The organism is Kribbella sp. NBC_01484 (assembly GCF_036227145.1).
Lineage (GTDB): Bacteria > Actinomycetota > Actinomycetes > Propionibacteriales > Kribbellaceae > Kribbella.
In genome coordinates this window covers 7,565,434-7,582,407 of sequence record NZ_CP109437.1, presented here as the reverse complement: position 1 = coordinate 7,582,407, position 16,974 = coordinate 7,565,434, and the positions used below count along the sequence as shown (strand labels likewise).

Genomic DNA, 16,974 nt, shown 5'->3' with positions numbered 1-16,974 from the left:
TTGCGACGAATGGAGAATGCTTCACCGCGGGCGGACGAATAGCGTGGTCAGCTGGGCAACCGCCGGTTCCCGTGTTCGGTGGCGATTCGAGATGGAGACGTCGGGATGCTGGTACTGACCGCCGCGGACGTACGCAGGGCGTTTCCCCTGAGCGACGCCGTCGACTTGATGCGCTCGACGATGGTGGCGCATGGCAGGGGAGAGGTGTTTCAGCCTGCTCGGGTCGTGCTTCAGCCGCCGGCCCTCGAAGGGTCCGTGTGGCTCAAGCCCGCATCGGTTCAGGGGGATGCGGGCGGTCTCGGGGTCAAGGTGCTCACCATCTTTCCTGGGAACCAGCACCGCGGCCTGGAGGTGATTCAGGCATTCGTTGCGCTCCTCGATCCCGTGACGGGCGTGCTGCTGGCGCTTCTCGAGGGCGGTGTGGTGACGGAGCTCCGGACGGCAGCCACCTCGGCTGCCGCAACCGATCTGCTGGCCACCCCGGGCGCAGGCGATCTCGCCATCATCGGCGCGGGAGTCCAGGCGCGGAGCCATCTGCTGGCGATGGCCGAGGTCCGCGAACTCCGACGGACTCGCCTGTGGAACCGTACCGAGGAACGGGCGCTCGAGTTCGTCCGGTGGGCTGAATCTCACGACTTCGGTGTCGAGGTGTGCCGCACCGTGCAGTCTGCTGTGGACGGAGCGGACCTGATCTGCTCCGTGACATCGTCCACGGACCCCTTGATCGACGGAGACTGGATCTCACCGGGAACCCACCTCAACGCCGTCGGCGCCTTTCACCGGGACGGTCGCGAACTCTGCTCCAACCTGGTTCGCACTGCCGCTGTCTTCGCCGTCGACAGCCGCGAAGGTGCCTTCGCCAATGCCGGCGACATGCTGATCCCGCTCGCCGAAGGCGCACTGGCCGAGTCGTTCGACCCTCCCGAGCTCGGCGAGTTGCTCGTCGGTGCCCGGGCCGGGCGGACGGCCAAGGACCAGATCACCGTGTTCGAGTCGCTGGGACTGGCGATCCAGGACGTCGCGGCGGCGGCATCGATCGTCGCGCGCGCGCAGCGCGAGGGCGTCGGCATCGTCATCGACTTCTCGTGAGAAGCAGACGACCGTGACCAAAGAGGTGACCGTGGTTGGCGGCGGGGCCATCGGCCTCGCCACTGCCTACTACCTCGCGCAGGCGGGCGCGGCGGTCCAGGTGATCGAGGCCCGTCGAACCGGGAGCGGAGCGTCGTGGGGCAACAGCGGCTGGATCGCGCCCTCGTTCGCTGGTCCGATACCCGCGAAGGGTCTGGTCAGCTACACGACGAAGTCGCTCCTGGACCCTGCATCGCCGATCTACTTCGCCCTGCGAGCGGACCGCGACTTCGCCCGCTGGTCCTGGATGTTCTGGCGGCACTGCAACGACGGAGCCTTCCAGCGCGGAATGCATGCGACGGCCAAGCTGGGCGAAAGCACCCATGCCCTGTACTCCGAGCTCACCGCGCGCGGAATCGACTTCGGAATCCAGCGTGCGGGGATTCTGATGGTCGCCCTGAACGCCGCGTCGCTCGAGGGTGATCTCGACCGCCTGAGGGTCTTGTCCGCCTACGGGTACCCGCTGCCCGACGCAGTCCTGACCGGAGACGAGCTTCACGAGGCTGAACCGTTCCTCTCCGACGATGTAGCCGCCGGGTTCGTCGTCGAGGGCGAGGCGCACGTCGACCCGGCGCGGATAGCCGGCGGATTCGCGGACGGCCTCGTCCAGGTCGGGGGAGAGATCCTCGAGAGCACCGAGGTGATCGGGATCGACCACCGCAATGGGCGAGTGACCGCTTTGCACTCTTCGTCGGGAAGAATGGAAGTCGACGACCTGGTGCTCGCTGCCGGGGCCTGGACCGAACCGCTGGCGCGGATGCTCGGTGTCAAGCTCTTGATGCAAGCCGGCAAGGGCTACAGCTTCTCTGTCCGTCCCCGGACTCAGCCGCTGCGGCCCGTCCATTTCGGTGAGTCCAAGGTGGTCGTCACGCCGTTCTCCGACGGCAAGGTGCGCGTTTCCGGAACGATGGAACTGAGCGGCCTCAATCTGAACCTGGACCGGCGCCGCCTCCGCGCCATCCAGGTCGGGGCGCGCAAGTACATGGCGGAGTGGCCCGACGGCACCGTCGACGACGAGTGGGTCGGGATGCGGCCGCTCGCCGCCGACGGCCTGCCGATCCTGGGACGCCTGCCGGGTTTCGAGAACGTCTACCTGGCCACCGGGCACTCGATGTCCGGCATCACCCTGGCCCCGGCGACTGGTTTCTTCCTGTCCGAACTCATCATGACCGGCCAGGCGGCCGACCTGCTGAAGCCTTTCGCACCCGAACGCATCACGCGTCGCTGAAATGTTCGTTGAGAAGCTTGCCGGCCAAGTCCGGGGCGCCGATCGACCTCACCGAGCTGACGCCGTGTCAGTGCGGTGACTGCTCGGCGTCAGGGCGGCTGGCGATCGTGGTCGCCAGGAAGACCGAACAACTCTCGAAAGGGCGGTAACAGCAGCATGAACACACCGAACGTGCACGGACACGTTGAGGACGGCTGGGGGAAGGTCGCGGACGCGTTCCGCGCCAACTTCGAGGGAAACCCCGGCGAGGCGGGCGCGTCGTGCTGCGTCTACGCGGGGGGTCGCCCGGTCGTCGACCTGTGGGGCGGCTTCGCCGACAGCGCGTCCAAGCGGCCGTGGAACGAGGACACCATCGCCCAGGTCGCCTCCACGACGAAGGGTGCCACCGCGATCTGCGCGCACCTGCTGGCGCAGCGCGGCGAGCTGGACCTCGACGCCCCGGTGGTCAAGTACTGGCCGGAGTTCGGGGCAGCGGGCAAGGACCAGATCCCGGTGCGCTGGCTGCTGTCGCACCAGGTCGGTCTGCCGGTCATCGATGGACCGTTGACGCTCGAGGAGGCGTACGCCTGGGACCCGGTGATTCGTGCGCTCGAGGCGCAGAAGCCGTTGTGGCAGCCGGGCACGGAGCACGTCTACCACGCCATGACCTTCGGCTACCTGGTCGGTGAGGTCGTGCGCCGGATCTCGGGCAAGTCGCTCGGCACGTTCTTCGCCGACGAGGTGGCCGGTCCGCTCGGTCTGCAGGCCTGGATCGGGTTGCCCGAGGAGCAGGAAGAGAAGGTGGCCACGATCGAGTACGCCGCTCCGTTCACCCTGGAGGAGATGACCGAAGGGATCATCGAGACCACCGGGCTGGACGCGGACACGGTCAACGCCTGGATGACCTCGGTGTGGGGCGAGGGCTCGGTCCAGGCCGCCGCCGGCACTCTCGGCGGCGCGTTCGACCCGACCTCCGACTACTTCACCAAACGTGCCTGGCGGGCGGCCGAGGTTCCGGCCGCGAACATGGTCGCCGACGCGCGGTCGGTGGCCCGGATGTACGCCGCCACGGTGAGCGACGTCGACGGCATCCGGCTGCTGGAGCCGGCCACGGTCGAGCGGGCGATCGAGGTCCAGACCGACAAGACGCGGATGTACGGGCTCCCGCCGGGCCTGGACATCCCGGCCGACCGCTCCTTCTACATGTCGCTCGGATTCTGGCGGTCCTGCCCGCCGCAGCCGATGCTCGGGCCGAAGTCGTTCGGCCACCCGGGCTCCGGCGGATCGATCGGCTTCGCGGACCCCGACGCCGGGGTCGGCTTCGGCTACGTGATGAACCTCTGGTCGTTCCGCATCGGCGAGCCGCGCGCGTCGAGCCTGGCCGCCGCGGTCAAGGCCTGCCTCGCCTGAGGGACTCGCCCGGTAGGAGGTGCGCGCCGCACCTCCGGCCGGGCGTGATCCGTAAACGACTAACAGGTACAGGGCGGTAGTTGTAATGTGTTTTCAGTGAAGGAACTCACCTTCCGCGGGAAGGATCGGTACCGCCAGCTTTCCCGAATGCCCCTTGTGGTGCTGGCTTTCGGGCTGATCGTCGGAGGATCTTCCGTCGTCTTTCGACTCGGCAACCCCGCGGTCACCTGCTGGATGATGGGCGCGGGAGCCGCATTCGTCAGCCTCGGCAGCTTCATCGCGCTCCGGAGCTGGACCAGGGTCGGGGCGGCCGGAATCACCGTCTGCCACGGCTTCGGGCGGCGTGGTCGTACCTATCCGTGGCAGGAGATCCGGTGGGTCGACATCCGCGAGACCACCAATAACCACGGGACGTTCCGGGTGGTCCGAATCGCCCTCGCGGACGGGCGGCGTCGCTCGCTGCCCGCGCTTCGGCACAGCAGCATGGACCCCTACTTCTACTTCCACCGGGATTTCGCGCGGATCGTCAGGTGGTGGGAGCGCAGCACGGATCCAGCCGCACGCTTCGTACCGCCGGACACATCACTCAGCCGGCGCGCACCCACGGTACTCGGCATGATCCTGGTCCTGCTCATAGCGCTCGGCGTCCTACTCGTCACCAATCAGGCCTAGCGGTCTCATGGCCGCCGGGCTTCGGCAGCAGCCGGAGCCTCGTCCGGGGTGTGAGGTTTGGCGACGGTGTGCGATGCTGTGCCGACTATGAGTGAGGTGGCACGGCGGTACGTCGCGCGGCCGGTGGCGCCGCGGACTGCGGAGTCATTGGCTGGGAGCGTCCTGCTCCAGCTGAATACGGTGACCGACGCGCTGGTGCGAACCATCTACGAGCAGAACCCTGCCTACCGTGAGGTGAACTCGGTTCCGCCGGATGATCTGTGGCAGTCATGTCATGACAATGTCGCCCGGGTTGTGCAGATGGTCGCCGACACGGACCGCTGCCTGGGCCGGTCCGCGACCGACGACTACTTCGACGCGGCGCGGGCGACGGGACGGCGCCGGGCCGAGCAGCGGATGCCGCTGGACGACGTGCTCCGCTCGTTCCGGCTCGGCGGGCGGCTGGTCTGGGAGGCGCTGATCGACGAGGCCCGTGCGCAGGGCGTGGTCGACTCCGATGCGCTGCTGGATGTCGCGAGCAAGGTCTGGGAGGTCGTCGACAGCACGTCCTCGCAGGTCGCGGCCGCCTACCACGCCGCGGAACGTCAGCTCGTCCGTGCCGACGAGCGACGCAGATCGACGCTCTGGCAAGGCTTGCTACATGGCCGAGGGAAGGACCGGGCGTTCGTCCAGGAGGCGGCAACGGTTCTCGACATCCCGGTGAACGGCCGCTATGCGGTGGTGGCGATCGACAACCTGGTCGACGACGACTGCACGACCGCTTCGCTCAAACGGCGGCTGGCCGGCGTCCGGGTCGGCTCGGCGTGGCAGGTGCGGGCGCACACCGTCGTCGGATTGCTTGCCCTGGGCACGGAAGTTCCGGACACAGTACTCCGGTCGCTGCGCGCCGCCGTACGCGCGCCTGCCGGCGTGTCGGGCGTGGTATCCGGGCTTGCCAACGTCGGCGTCGCATACCGCCAGGCGACGCTGGCCCGGCGAACTCTGCCGGTTGGCGAGATCGGGGTCGCCTCGCTGACCGAGCGGCTACCAGAAGCCTTGCTGCTCAGTGCCCCGGAGCTGGCCGAACAACTCGTGCAGACGTGGCTGGTACCGCTCATGGAGGTGCCCGCGTCCGAGCGGGAACTACTGCTCGACACCCTCGAGAGGTGGGTGGCGGCAGGCGGTTCCGTTCGCGGTACGGCGGAGTTGGCGCACTGCCACCGCAACACGGTGATCAACCGGCTCCACCGGATCCAGCAGATCACCGGACGCGACCTGACCGACGCCGCCTACCACCTGGACCTTGGCCTCGCGCTCCGTGCCATCAGGCTGTTTCCGCCGCAGAGCAGCTGATCCCGCCGCTGTGCGTTGTGCACAGTCAGGCTGGGCCAAACGTAGGCGTTCTGGCCATGCCGCGGCGGCTTCCGCGCTGTCAGACTGCGTTCCCAGCATTGTCGAACACGGAGGAATCTTCATGGCCGGACACCGTCGGTCGCCGGACGAGTCAACAGAGCAGCGCGGCCGGCTGGGGCGCCGTCGGGTCCTCGGGTACCTCCTCGCCGCGCCGACCCTCGCGGTCGGGGTGAGCTGGATCGCCAACACCTCCGACCCCCGGCCGGCGGATGCCGCGGTTCCCTCACTGCCGCAGCCCGAGGACATCTTCGACCTCGGCGATCTGCAGAACCTCGCGGCCGCGCCCACGTCCGGCCTGATCTCGGTCGAACTGAAGACCGACGGCACCGCGTTCTTCGCCGTACCCCGGGCAGAGGTCGGCCAGGGCGTGACCACGTCGATCGCGATGATGGTCGCCGAGGAGCTGGACCTGCCGATGGACCAGATCACCATCGGGCTCGCCGACGCGCGGCCGGAGTTGCTGATGAATCAGCTGACCGGCGGTTCGAACTCGATGCGCAGCATGTACATCCCGGTCCGCACGGCCGCCGCGATCGCTCGGCAACGACTGGTGGAAACGGCCGCCGCGCAGTGGGGTGTGGCCGCAGGCAAGCTGACCACTCGCGATGGTGTGGTGAGTGGGCCGAGCGGACGGACGGCGACGTACGGGTCGTTGGCCAAGGCCGCGGCCAGTTCCCGGACGATCACGGTGTCCGCCGAGCTCAAACCCCAGTCCGAGTTCACCATCCTCGGGCGCCCGCACAACCGCGTCGACGCTCTCGACATCGTCACCGGCCGCAAGCAGTTCGGGCTGGACCTGGAGGTCCCGAATGCCAAGCCGACCATGGTGGCCCGGCCACCGACGATCAACGGCACGGTGAAGGCGGTCAACAATCTCGCCGCCGTACGCGCGATGCCCGGCATCACCGACGTCGTCGCCATCACCCACGGCGTGGCGATCCGGGGCGAGACGTTCGGTCAGTGCATCGACGCCATCCAGGTGGTCGACGCGACCTGGGGCCCGGGGACGGTGGACAACGAGTCCGATGCGACTGTGCTGGCGAAGCTGCGCGCGGCTCAGCTGCCGATGGCCGTGCCGCCGCTGCTGTCGAGCACGATCGACGCCGAGTTCGTCTTCGCCTTCGCCAGCAACAGCCCGCTCGAACCGGACTGCGCGATTGCGGACGTTCGCCCGGACAGCGCGGAGATCTGGGCCAGCCTCAAGGTGCCGATCGTCGCCCAGGAGGACATCGCCAAACGGCTCGGCCTGCCGATCGACGCGGTGAAGGTGCACGTGATCCAGGGCGGTGGCTCGTTCGGCCGGCACCTGTTCCACGATGTGGCCGCCGAGGCGGCGGAGATCTCACAGAAGATGGGCAAGCCGGTCAGATTGTCCTGGTCGCGCACGGACAACTTCCGGCAGGGACGCGTCCACCCGATGTGTACATCGCGCGTCCGGGTCAACTACCTGGCCGGCAACGTGCTCAGCTACGAGCAGCGGCACACCAGTGTGCAGACCGAATTCGGTCACGGACTCGGCGAGATGATCACCTCGACCGCGGCACACCTGCCGGTCGGCGGCAATCTCTCGTTCGCTGAGACGATCTTCGCGCTCAGCCAGTCCTCGCCGTACAACTTCGGCGTCACCACGCAGTTGCTGAACGAGATCCCGTTGAAGTTCAACACCGGCAGCATGCGCAACATCTACTCGCCGAACGTGGTGTGTGCCGAGGAACTCGTGGTCGATCGGCTCGCCGCGAAGCTGGGCCAGGACCCGGTCCGGTTCCGGCGCAACTTCCTCAAGGACGAGCGCTTGCTGGTGGTGCTGAACAAGGCCGCCGAGGTCGGCGACTGGGGCAAGACGATGCCGAAAGGCATGGCGCAGGGTGTCGGACTGCACGCGGAGTATCGCGGCGCGGTCGCGACCCTGGTCGAGATCGACTGCCGGCCGAAGACGGTGAACAGGCCCATTCCAGACGGTGTGAGCGGCCCGCGAGTGACGAAGGCGCTGATCGTGGTCGATCCAGGCTTCTGCATCAACCCCCGCGGGCTGGAAGCCCAGATGATCGGTGGCCTGCAGGACGCCATCGCGCTGGCGCTGACGTCGAGCCTGCACATCAAGAACGGCATGCCTCTCGAGGGCAGTTGGGACAACTACTTCTACACCCGGCAGTGGAACACGCCGCAGGACGTCCAGGTGATCATCATGCCGAACACCAGTGACAATCCCAGCGGCGCCGGCGAGCTGGCGGTGGCACCGGCCTTCGCCGCGATCGCGTGTGCCTACGCCCGCGCGACCGGGACCATGCCGACGTACTTCCCGATCAACCACGGCACGCTCGGCTTCGAGCCGCTGCCGCTGGAGCCGTCCACCCCGCAGTCACCGACCGACGGTCTCGACCACACCTTCTGAGGAAGCCATGGCAACGCACACTTTCAAGCTCAACGGCAAGCAGATCAGCGTCGAGGCCGAGGGCAACGTTCGTCTCCTGTGGGTTCTGCGCGACCTGCTCGGCGTCACCGGCCCGAAGTACGGATGCGCGCTCGAGGTCTGCAAGTCCTGCACCTCGCACATCAACGGCAAGGCGTTCAACCCGTGCTCCGTGCAGGTCAAGGACATCGAGCCGGCCGACGAGATCACGACCATCGAGGGTCTGCCGGCGACCGTCGGCAAGGACCTGCACCCGATGCAGCAGGCCTGGCTCGACCATGACGTCGCCCAGTGCGGCTACTGCCAGCCCGGCCAGATCATGGCGGCCGTGGCCAAGGTCAAGCAGGCCCGCGTTGAGGGCCACGAGATCACGGACGCGGACCTGGACGAGCTGCGCAACATCTGCCGGTGTGGCACCTACTCCCGGATCCGCGACGCCGTCAAGGCCGGCGCCGAGAACATGTGAGGCGACGTGCGTGACCTGCTCCCGCACCTCCGGCAGTGGTACGCCGATGGCGCGCCGTTCGCCGTGGCCACCGTGATCGACACGTTCCGCTCGGCGCCTCGCCAACCGGGCGCGGCGATGGCGGTGTCCGGCGACGGCCTTGTGGTAGGCAGCGTGTCCGGCGGCTGTGTTGAAGGCGACGTGTACGAGGTGGCTCGTGAGGTCATCAAGACCGGCCTACCGACTGTGCGGCGGTACGGCGTCTCCGACGATGATGTCTTCGCTGTGGGTCTGACCTGTGGGGGAGTGATCGAGGTCTTGGTGCAGCCGGTCGACCTGGCCGCGTTCACCGAGTTCGATGCGATTGCCGACGCGGTCGACTCAGGTCGGCCGGTCGCTGTCGCGACCGTGGTCACGACCGGAGAGCGCCTGGGGCAGCGGTTGATCGTCTGGCCGGACGGAGTCACTGGCAGTCTCGGTGACTCGGGCCTGGACGCCGCCGTCGTCGAGGACGCCGTGGCCATGCTCGACCAGGGGGCCACCGCGATCCGGTACTACGGCGCGCAGGGGGAGTGTCAGCGTGCCGAGATCGCAGTGTTCGTCCAGGCGTTCACGCCCCCGCCGCGGATGTTCGTGTTCGGCGCGATCGATTTCGCGGCCGCGGTGGCTCGGGCCGGCAAGTTTCTCGGCTACCACGTGACGGTGTGTGACGCGCGCAGAGTGTTCGCCACTCGGCAGCGCTTCCCCGAGGCGGACGAGGTGGTGGTGTGCTGGCCCCACCGTTTCCTCGCGGAGGCGCTCGAACAGGGCGTGGTGGATCGGCGCAGCGTGTTGTGTGTGCTGACCCACGACCCGAAGTTCGACGTGCCGTTGCTGGAAGTGGCGTTGCGCACCGACGCCGGCTACATCGGCGCGATGGGATCGCGCCGTACTCACGAGGATCGGCTGTCCCGGTTGCGAGCGGCGGGTGTGACCGACGCGGAGCTCGCCCGGCTGTCGTCACCCACCGGTTTGGATCTGGGCGCGCGGACCCCTGAGGAGACCGCGATCTCCATCGCGGCGGAGATCATCGCAGCGCGATCCTCGGCCAGCGGACAGCGCCTGTCGACGACTACGGGACGGATCCACGGCGAACCCGCGGGATGGGCCGCAGGCGTGGCGTAGACGATCAGGAGTACGCCGCTGTGGGAGCAGGAAGGCTGGTCAGGAAGTCGAGCAGCAGGGCGTTCACCTGGCCGGGTGCGTCGAGTTGTGCCCAGTGGCCGATGCCGTTGATCCGTTCGTACCGCCATGGGGCGTCGATGAAAGCTGCGGTGTCGGTCAGCGCCTTTTCGGTGATGGCAAGATCTTCGCTGCTCCAGATCCCCATGGTCGGTGCCTGGATGCGCGGGAGCTCGGTCGAAGGCCGGATCAGCGATTCCGGTGGCAGGATCGCCCGGTACACGGCGAGACTCGCGCTGAGGGCCTCGGGGTCGCGGAGGTGCGCGATGACGGAGTCGATGTCCGGGTGCCGGCTCCAGTTGCGCAGGTTGGCGAAGTCGTCGGCCGCGAGCCAGCGTTCGGCGATGCCCGGGAACTGGAACAGCAGCATGTACCACGACTTCTCGCGTTGTTCCCAGCCTGCGGCGGCGAACGCGGCCGGGTGGCCGACCGACAGGCAGGTCAGGCTGGCGACCCGTTCGGGCGACAGTGCCGCGAGTACGGCGCCGATCGCACCACCCCAGTCGTGGCCGACGACGTGGGCCGGGCCTGTCCCGAGGACGTCGAGGAGACCGATCAGGTCGCTGACCATCTGCATCATTCCGTAGCTCGCGACGCTGCGGGGTTTGTCGGACTGACCGAACCCGCGGAGGTCTGGCGCGATGGTTCGGTAGCCGGCCTCGCCGAGCCCGGTGATCTGGTGGCGCCAGACCTCGTGGCAGTCGGGCCAGCCGTGGAGCAGGAGGACGGGCTCCCCGTCGCCGACGTCCGCTACCTCGAGGATTGTTCCGTTGATGTCCAAGCGCATGGCGAACTCCTTCAGTGGCGTCAGCGTGGGGTGGCGATCGTGGCGAGGAGTTCTGCGCGGTCGGGGCCAGGGGTTGGGTACTGGGGGGCGTTTGCGCCGAGCGTGAGGACCTTGGCGACCATGCCGGGTGCTGCCAGTGCCTCCGGGGGAGTGCAGAGCATCGACGCGACGGACACGTAGGCACGCAGTACGTCGGGATCTTGGGGCGCCGCCGCGTACAGCGCTTTGGTCATCGCCCAGCTCGCGTCGGATGTCTGGTAGGTCTCGCCGGCCACATCGGCGGCGATCTCGTTCAGGCGGTGCCGATCGAAGGCGAGGGTCATCCGGTACAGCGGGGTGACAGTGCTCTCGGTGATCTCGTCGAACCGGCGTACGAGCTTCTCCGGCTGGTCCGGGCCGACGTCGCGGAGCAGATCGCGGAGTACGCAGGCGTGCAGCATCCCGATCGACGCGCCGCGCCCGAGCGACGGGTTGGTGCACGCCCACGCGTCGCCGATCGCGACGAGCCCGGTGACCACCGGCTCGCCGTCGACAACGTACCGGTGGTAGCGGTCCTCGATACCGGAGATCACCTGGACGTCGGTGATCGGGTCGGCCTCGCCCCACTGGGCGGCGGTCGGGTAGAGCTTCAGCGCGGCCTGCCAGGCAGAGGCGTCGCGCAACCCGCGCAACTGCTTGTCCCGGGCGGAGGTGGTGAACCCGACGCCCCACGTGTTGTTGTCCGCGGGAAGGGTCAGGACCGACAGGCTGTCGAAGTGCTGGAGCAGTGGGCCAAGGACCGTGGGACGGGACCCGTCGGTCGAACGGAAGTGGCGGGCGTAGTACACGAATCCCGAATCCTCTCGCTCCTCGTGGGGGCGGCGGCCGCCGGAGGACTCGATCATCGCGCCGACCGGCGACCGCCGGCCGGTGGCGTCGACGACGAGATCGGCACGGAGTACTGCGCCGCCGTCGATCACGACACCGGTCACGTGTGGTGCCGCTGCGATGATTGCGGGCCCGGTGAGCAATCCGGTGACCTTGACACCGCGGCGGATCGAGACAGCGGGGGTCCGCTGCGCGACGGTTGCGGCTGCTGCCTCCAGGACCGGGCGCCGGGCGGTCACCGTCTCGAACCGCTCGTCGCCGTCGCGCCGGCCGCCGGTCACGGTGGCGGGCAGTTGGTCGAACACGTTCAGGCGGGAGCCGCCGAAGGCGATCAACTGATCCAGCACGGCCGGCAGTTCGCGCTGCATCAGCGTTCGCCAGCGCGGCAGCATGAAGTGCAACTGGCGGAACTGGTTGACGCCTGGTCGTTGCCACTCGAGCCAGACGTTCTCGGCATCGTTGCCGGGCGGGGCCTCGTCGCGTTCCAGGATCGTGACGCTGTGGCCGTCGCGGGCCAGGAGCATCGCGGTGACCAGGCCGTTCAGGCCGGCGCCCAGTACGAGGATTTCCGCCATGTCGCACCTCCGGAGCTGTCTCAGTGCGGGCAGCGTGCGGCATCGACCTGCTCACCTTCCAGACCAATCACTGTCCAATCGCTGTCCGAACGCCGTACGAGCTGTCCGTCCGTCTTGACCGCCGGCCGGGCGAGGGGCAGGTTGGACTGAGGGTGCTCGGAGTGCCGGAGGGGGTGGCGCATGACGAGCCGTGGCAAGTCGACGCCGGCGGCAGAGCTCGGTGCGATCACGGTTGCCGATCGGCTTCGGCAGGCGCGGCGCCGCCGGTTCGTGGGGCGGACCGGTGAACTCGAGCTGTTCCGGACAGCGTTGGCGCCGGGCGAGTCCGGCTTCGCTGTGTTGTTCGTTCACGGTCCGGGTGGGATCGGGAAGACCACCTTGCTCGGCGCTCTCGCCGAGGCCGCCGAGGAGGCGAATGCCACGGCGGTGCGGCTGGACGCCCGGACGATCGAGCCGTCGCCGCCCGCGTTCTACGCCGCACTCGGCGCGGCTCTCGGCGTACCGGACCGAGCAGCACCACTGGAGAGCCTCGCCGCGCGCCCGCGCCCGATTCTCTTCATCGACACCTACGAGCAGTTGATGCCGCTGGACAACTGGCTGCGGGAGGAGTTCCTGCCGGCGCTTCCCGCGGACGCGCTGGTCGTGGCGGCCGGGCGGACGCCGCCGTCGCCGCAGTGGGCCAGCGATCCCGGCTGGGGCGAGCTGCTGCGAGTGGTTGCCCTGCGCAACCTGCAACCCGACGACGCGCGCGCCTACCTGCGCGCCGCGGGTGTGCCTGAGGATTTGCATGGACGGGTGCTCGAGATGACGCACGGTCATCCGCTCGCACTGTCCCTGTTGGTGGACGTCGTCGAGCAGCACCGAGGTGGTCTCGCGCCGGGTCTGTCCCTTCAGGAGACGCCGGACGTGGTTCGGGTCCTGCTCGAGCACTTCGTCGAGTGGGTCCCGAGCCCACGGCACCGGGAGGCGTTGGAGGCCTGCGCGCACGCCCGGTTCACCACGGAAGACCTGCTGCGCACTGCGCTCGGCGGCGACGACGCGCATGAGTTGTTCGGCTGGCTGCGTGGTCTGTCGTTCATCGAGGAGGACCAGTACGGCGTGTTCCCGCACGATGTGGCGCGGGATGTCCTCGACGCGGACCTGCGCTGGCGGGACCGTGCGTCGTACGCCGACCTGCACCGGCGGGTACGGCGGCACCTGGTGGAACAGGCCCGTCGTACGACGGGACTGGAACAGCACCGGTGGTCCGCCGACATCATCTTCCAGCACCGCAACAACCCGCTGATGCGGAGCTTCTGGGACTGGGAGACGTTCGGCCAGGCGTTCCCGGACGAGCTCCGCGACGAGGACCGGGCTCCGATCCTCGCAATGACCAGGCGGCACCAGGGGGCCGAGCAGGCCGAGCTTGTGGCGCACTGGGTGGAGCATCCGGCGGCGAAGTTCGTGGCCTTCCGGGCCGGTGCCGGTGACCCGATCGGCTACGCCGGGGAGATCAACCTGGAGCAGGCGGGCGAATCCGCCCTCGCCGCCGATCCCGCCGCCGCGGCGATCTGGGAGTACGCACAGCGACACGGCCCGCCGCGGCCGGGCGAGACCGTCTACGCGGCCAGGTTCTTCATGGATCGCGAGGCCTACCAGAAGCCGTCGGCGTCGAACAACGTGATCACCGCACGGCATGTCCAGCACGTGCTCACCAGTCCGGGACTGTCCTGGGACTTCATTGCGTGTTTCGAGGACGCGGCATTCTGGGAGCCCTTCTTCGCTTACATCGATTACCACCGGGCCCACGAGGCGGAGTACGACATCGGCGGTCACCACTACGCCGTGTACGCCCACGACTTCCGGCGGCTGGGGCCGTTGGACTGGCTGGAGCTGATGGCCGATCGGGAGATCGGCGCCCCTGCCGGACCGCCAACCGGCGCCGACCCGGAGCTGGTGCTCTCGCAGCCCGAATTCGCCCACGCGGTCCGTGCCGCCCTGCGGTCGCTGCACCGGCCGGACCGGCTCGCCGGCAGTCCGCTCCTGCGCTCCAGGCTGGTCCGCGACCATGGCGACTCATCCGCCGACACGCTTCGTGCCCTCGTCCTCGAGGCTGCCGAGTCACTCCGGGCCGACCCGCGTGACGAGAGACCCTTCCGGGCTGTCGACCGCACCTTCCTCCGGCCCGCCGCCACCCAGGAACGCGCCGCAGAGGTGCTCGGCCTGCCGTTCACCACCTACCGCCGCCAGCTCGCCCGGGGCGTCGACCGCATCATCGACTGGCTGTGGGCGCGCGAAGTCCATGGCCCGTAGGGGCGCACCGCCCGGAGCTCACCGAGCCGCCCTGGAAGTTGCTATGGGCAAATACCAGACTCACACGTGCAGGGTGGGGCGGTAGGTGAGCTCTTGGGTGCGGCCGTCGAGGGTCCGGCTCTCGAGCAGTTCGAGGTCGAAGTCCGCGGCGCCCTGGAAGATCGGCTGCACCCCGGTCTGACCGGCGATCACCGGGAAGAGCGTTACCTGGATGCGGTCGACCAGGCCGGCGGCCATCAGCGCGCGGTTCAGGGACAGGCTGCCGTGGGAGCGCAGCGGCACGTCGGACTCCTCCTTGAGCCGGGTGACGACGTCGACGGCGTCACCGCTCACGACGGTCGCGTCCGGCCAGTCGAGGGGTCCTTCGAGTGTCGTCGACACCACCGTTGCCGGCAGGCTTCTCATCCGGGTGACCCAAGGGTCGCGGACCTCGGACTCCGCGGTGCTCGAGGCCAGCATCTGCGCGAAGGCCCGATACGTGGTGGCTCCGAAGATCATCCGCTGCTCCGCGCCGTACACGGCAAGGCGATGCTCGAGCAACTCGGGGCCTTGCTTGCCCCAGTAGCCGCCCCAGTCGCCGCCGTCGTACGAGCCGAAGCCGTCGAGGCTGGAGAAGATGTCGAAGGTGTAGGTCGCGGTCATGATGTCCTCCTTGCGTACGGCGGCGCCCTCGCGGCGGCCGCTCACCCCTGCTACGAAGACAGCGGCCCCGATCCGACACCGCCTCCCTTCTCAGGAGCTCGCGACCAGGTGGTTTCCGTAACCGAGGGTTACATTTGAGGCGTGGTGACCGAGGCTGGGCGTGAACGGACCCCACAACTGAAGGAGATGGATGACTATGAGCGCTACCGGTAGCTCGGACGATCCCTGGGTTCTCAAGACACCACCCGGTACGTCGGAGTACACCATGCACCGCGACGACACCGCGGAACCGGCGGAGCTCGTGTGCCGGGTCGGTTCGACGAAGCTGCGGTATCTGGCCCGCTGTCTCGACGACGTCCCCGCGATGCTCAAGGCACACGGTGATTGGATGGAGTTGGGCAGCGCGGACGAGGGCAAGCCGGCGAAGGACGGCACGCTGGAGGCTTGGGCGCGCTCGGCCGACAACCCTGTCGGCGGCTGGTACGGCCTCCGCAACGGATACCGGGGCCGCTTCGCGATGTACATCCCACCACTGCTGGAACTGCTCGGCCTGGTCGAACTCGAACACAACCCGCGCAACAACCGCATCCGCGTCCCCTGACGGGTGCTGTACCTGGATCGGCCTTCGGTTCACGGGTCTCGCCAAGGAACGTCGAGGTCGTTACCGCGCTTGCCTTCCGCCCGGGGCAATTTCAGGGGCGAACCTCGCAACTGGCCCCTTCTACCCACCGCATTCCCGGGGTGAAGGGACCAGATCAGGGGTGAACCCCGCACCTGGCCGCCGGATCCGGCTTCGGGGTGGTGGTCGCTCCGGGCGGTCGCGCGGTGGCCTGAGCACCAAGATCCATCTCGTCGCGGACACCCGCTGCCGGCCGGTGGCGACGGTGACCACCTGTCTACCAAGGCACCATCGACGTGGCCTCGATCAGGATCTGGCTCCGAGACCCCGCTCAGTCACCGGACCCGCTGCCTAGTTCCAGAGACTGAAGCGTCCCGTGAGTGCGGTCACGGCGTCGAGGCCGCCGTACACGACGACGCCCAGATAGCGGATGTCGTGCTCCGCGGTCGCAGCGACGGCGTCAGTGAGCTCGTCGTCATGGCCGGTGGTGAGCATCTGCTCGGGATAGTCGGCCCAGAACACGTCATCGCGCTCCCTAGCCTCCGCGACGAGGCGGCGAAGCCGGTTCTGCTTCACCTTCGTCACGATCACCGGATACCTCGAAATGCCGGTGTGAGCCGAGCCGGAGATGGAGATGCCGCCCGCCGACCACCCACCGGCCCGCCATAGGCCGTCATCCACCTGCCAGGCGCCCGCTCATCCAACCACGCAGATTCGCGGGACATGCTTTGGCCTCTGATGAGGGCTGGTGGAGTCATGGTTGTCATGGCGCACGCTCAGCTCTTGGGCGGCTCGGGTGCGAGGAGCTTCGCCATCAACGCGATGAACTGACGGCGTTGCGTGGCGGTCAGGGGTTCGAGGACTTGCTCCTGGATGTCGTCGATGACCTCGTCGAGTTCCAGGAGTTGGGCGACTCCCGCCGGGGTGATGGTGACGATGTTGCGGCGCTTGTGCCCGGGGTCGACGGACCGCTCGACGAGTCGGCGTGACTCGAGCTCGGTGAGGGCCGCCGTGACGTCGCTGCGATCGATCCCGGTCCCGCGGCCCAGCTCGGCCTGGCTCGCGGGTCCCCACTCCTCGAGCGCGGCCAGCAGGCGGTAGTGGTAGCTGCGAAGTCCGCGGCCGTGCGACTCGAACCCGGCGGCGAGGAGACCCGACGAGCGCGCGAAGGTCCGGCTGATGAGCCAGGTCGGACGATCCTGGACGCGGGCGGGAGTACGGCTCGGCGGGTGATCCATCGGCATGAGCCGACGATATCAGTTGTTGGCGCGGCCAACACTTGCTATGTTGGCAACACCAACACTCAA

At 68.4% G+C, this 16,974-nt stretch carries 15 protein-coding genes and 1 pseudogene; 11 read left to right on the top strand and 5 right to left on the bottom strand.

Annotation, left to right across the window (positions count from 1 at the left end; all coding sequences use genetic code 11):
• The first annotated feature begins 105 nt into the window (after positions 1-105).
• From OG555_RS36645 to OG555_RS36610, 8 genes are all read left to right on the top strand, one after another.
• A complete protein-coding gene (locus OG555_RS36645) occupies positions 106-1,089 on the top strand; it encodes an ornithine cyclodeaminase family protein (protein WP_329477634.1) in 984 nt (327 codons plus the stop codon).
• Between the two features lie 13 nt (positions 1,090-1,102).
• On the top strand, positions 1,103-2,356 hold the full coding sequence (locus OG555_RS36640) for an NAD(P)/FAD-dependent oxidoreductase (protein ID WP_329477632.1): 1,254 nt from the start codon (positions 1,103-1,105) through the stop codon (positions 2,354-2,356).
• 156 nt (positions 2,357-2,512) lie between these two features.
• Complete coding sequence (locus tag OG555_RS36635; RefSeq protein ID WP_329477630.1) at positions 2,513-3,745, top strand: serine hydrolase domain-containing protein; 1,233 nt, start codon at positions 2,513-2,515, stop codon at positions 3,743-3,745.
• A 147-nt stretch (positions 3,746-3,892) separates the two neighbouring features.
• Complete coding sequence (locus OG555_RS36630; RefSeq protein ID WP_329477628.1) at positions 3,893-4,417, top strand: PH domain-containing protein; 525 nt, start codon at positions 3,893-3,895, stop codon at positions 4,415-4,417.
• 87 nt (positions 4,418-4,504) lie between these two features.
• A complete protein-coding gene (locus OG555_RS36625; protein ID WP_329477626.1) occupies positions 4,505-5,749 on the top strand; it encodes a PucR family transcriptional regulator in 1,245 nt (414 codons plus the stop codon).
• Positions 5,750-5,870: 121 nt separating this feature from the next.
• Positions 5,871-8,201, top strand: a complete 2,331-nt coding sequence (locus tag OG555_RS36620; protein WP_329477624.1) for a molybdopterin cofactor-binding domain-containing protein — start codon at positions 5,871-5,873, stop codon at positions 8,199-8,201.
• 7 nt (positions 8,202-8,208) lie between these two features.
• On the top strand, positions 8,209-8,685 hold the full coding sequence (locus OG555_RS36615) for a (2Fe-2S)-binding protein (RefSeq protein WP_329477622.1): 477 nt from the start codon (positions 8,209-8,211) through the stop codon (positions 8,683-8,685).
• A 6-nt stretch (positions 8,686-8,691) separates the two neighbouring features.
• Positions 8,692-9,828, top strand: coding sequence for an XdhC/CoxI family protein (locus tag OG555_RS36610; protein WP_329477620.1), 1,137 nt, complete (start codon positions 8,692-8,694; stop codon positions 9,826-9,828).
• 4 nt (positions 9,829-9,832) lie between these two features.
• On the opposite strand, the gene OG555_RS36605 is transcribed toward OG555_RS36610, so the two are convergent.
• Together OG555_RS36605 and OG555_RS36600 are read right to left on the bottom strand one after the other, a co-directional pair.
• Complete coding sequence (locus tag OG555_RS36605) at positions 9,833-10,672, bottom strand: alpha/beta fold hydrolase (protein ID WP_329477618.1); 840 nt, start codon at positions 10,670-10,672, stop codon at positions 9,833-9,835.
• Between the two features lie 20 nt (positions 10,673-10,692).
• On the bottom strand, positions 10,693-12,114 hold the full coding sequence (locus tag OG555_RS36600; RefSeq protein ID WP_329477616.1) for an FAD-dependent oxidoreductase: 1,422 nt from the start codon (positions 12,112-12,114) through the stop codon (positions 10,693-10,695).
• A gap of 180 nt (positions 12,115-12,294) precedes the next feature.
• On the opposite strand from OG555_RS36600, the gene OG555_RS36595 reads away from it, so the two are divergent.
• Positions 12,295-14,406, top strand: coding sequence for an AAA family ATPase (locus OG555_RS36595; protein WP_329477614.1), 2,112 nt, complete (start codon positions 12,295-12,297; stop codon positions 14,404-14,406).
• Positions 14,407-14,466: 60 nt separating this feature from the next.
• Here the strand turns inward: OG555_RS36595 and OG555_RS36590 are convergent, their stop codons facing one another.
• Positions 14,467-15,048 carry a dihydrofolate reductase family protein gene (locus OG555_RS36590; protein WP_329477612.1) on the bottom strand — a complete coding sequence of 194 codons (582 nt, stop codon included), beginning with the start codon at positions 15,046-15,048 and terminating at the stop codon, positions 14,467-14,469.
• A 196-nt stretch (positions 15,049-15,244) separates the two neighbouring features.
• On the opposite strand from OG555_RS36590, the gene OG555_RS36585 reads away from it, so the two are divergent.
• Together OG555_RS36585 and OG555_RS36580 are read left to right on the top strand one after the other, a co-directional pair.
• On the top strand, positions 15,245-15,649 hold the full coding sequence (locus tag OG555_RS36585) for a DUF6855 family protein (protein ID WP_329477610.1): 405 nt from the start codon (positions 15,245-15,247) through the stop codon (positions 15,647-15,649).
• 208 nt (positions 15,650-15,857) lie between these two features.
• Positions 15,858-15,941 (top strand): annotated as a pseudogene (locus tag OG555_RS36580) (IS5/IS1182 family transposase); the annotation flags it as partial.
• 77 nt (positions 15,942-16,018) lie between these two features.
• On the opposite strand, the gene OG555_RS36575 reads toward OG555_RS36580, so the two are convergent.
• Both OG555_RS36575 and OG555_RS36570 read right to left on the bottom strand, forming a co-directional pair.
• On the bottom strand, positions 16,019-16,252 hold the full coding sequence (locus tag OG555_RS36575) for a DUF2000 family protein (protein WP_329477608.1): 234 nt from the start codon (positions 16,250-16,252) through the stop codon (positions 16,019-16,021).
• A gap of 191 nt (positions 16,253-16,443) precedes the next feature.
• Complete coding sequence (locus OG555_RS36570; protein WP_329477605.1) at positions 16,444-16,911, bottom strand: MarR family winged helix-turn-helix transcriptional regulator; 468 nt, start codon at positions 16,909-16,911, stop codon at positions 16,444-16,446.
• Positions 16,912-16,974 lie beyond the last annotated feature (63 nt).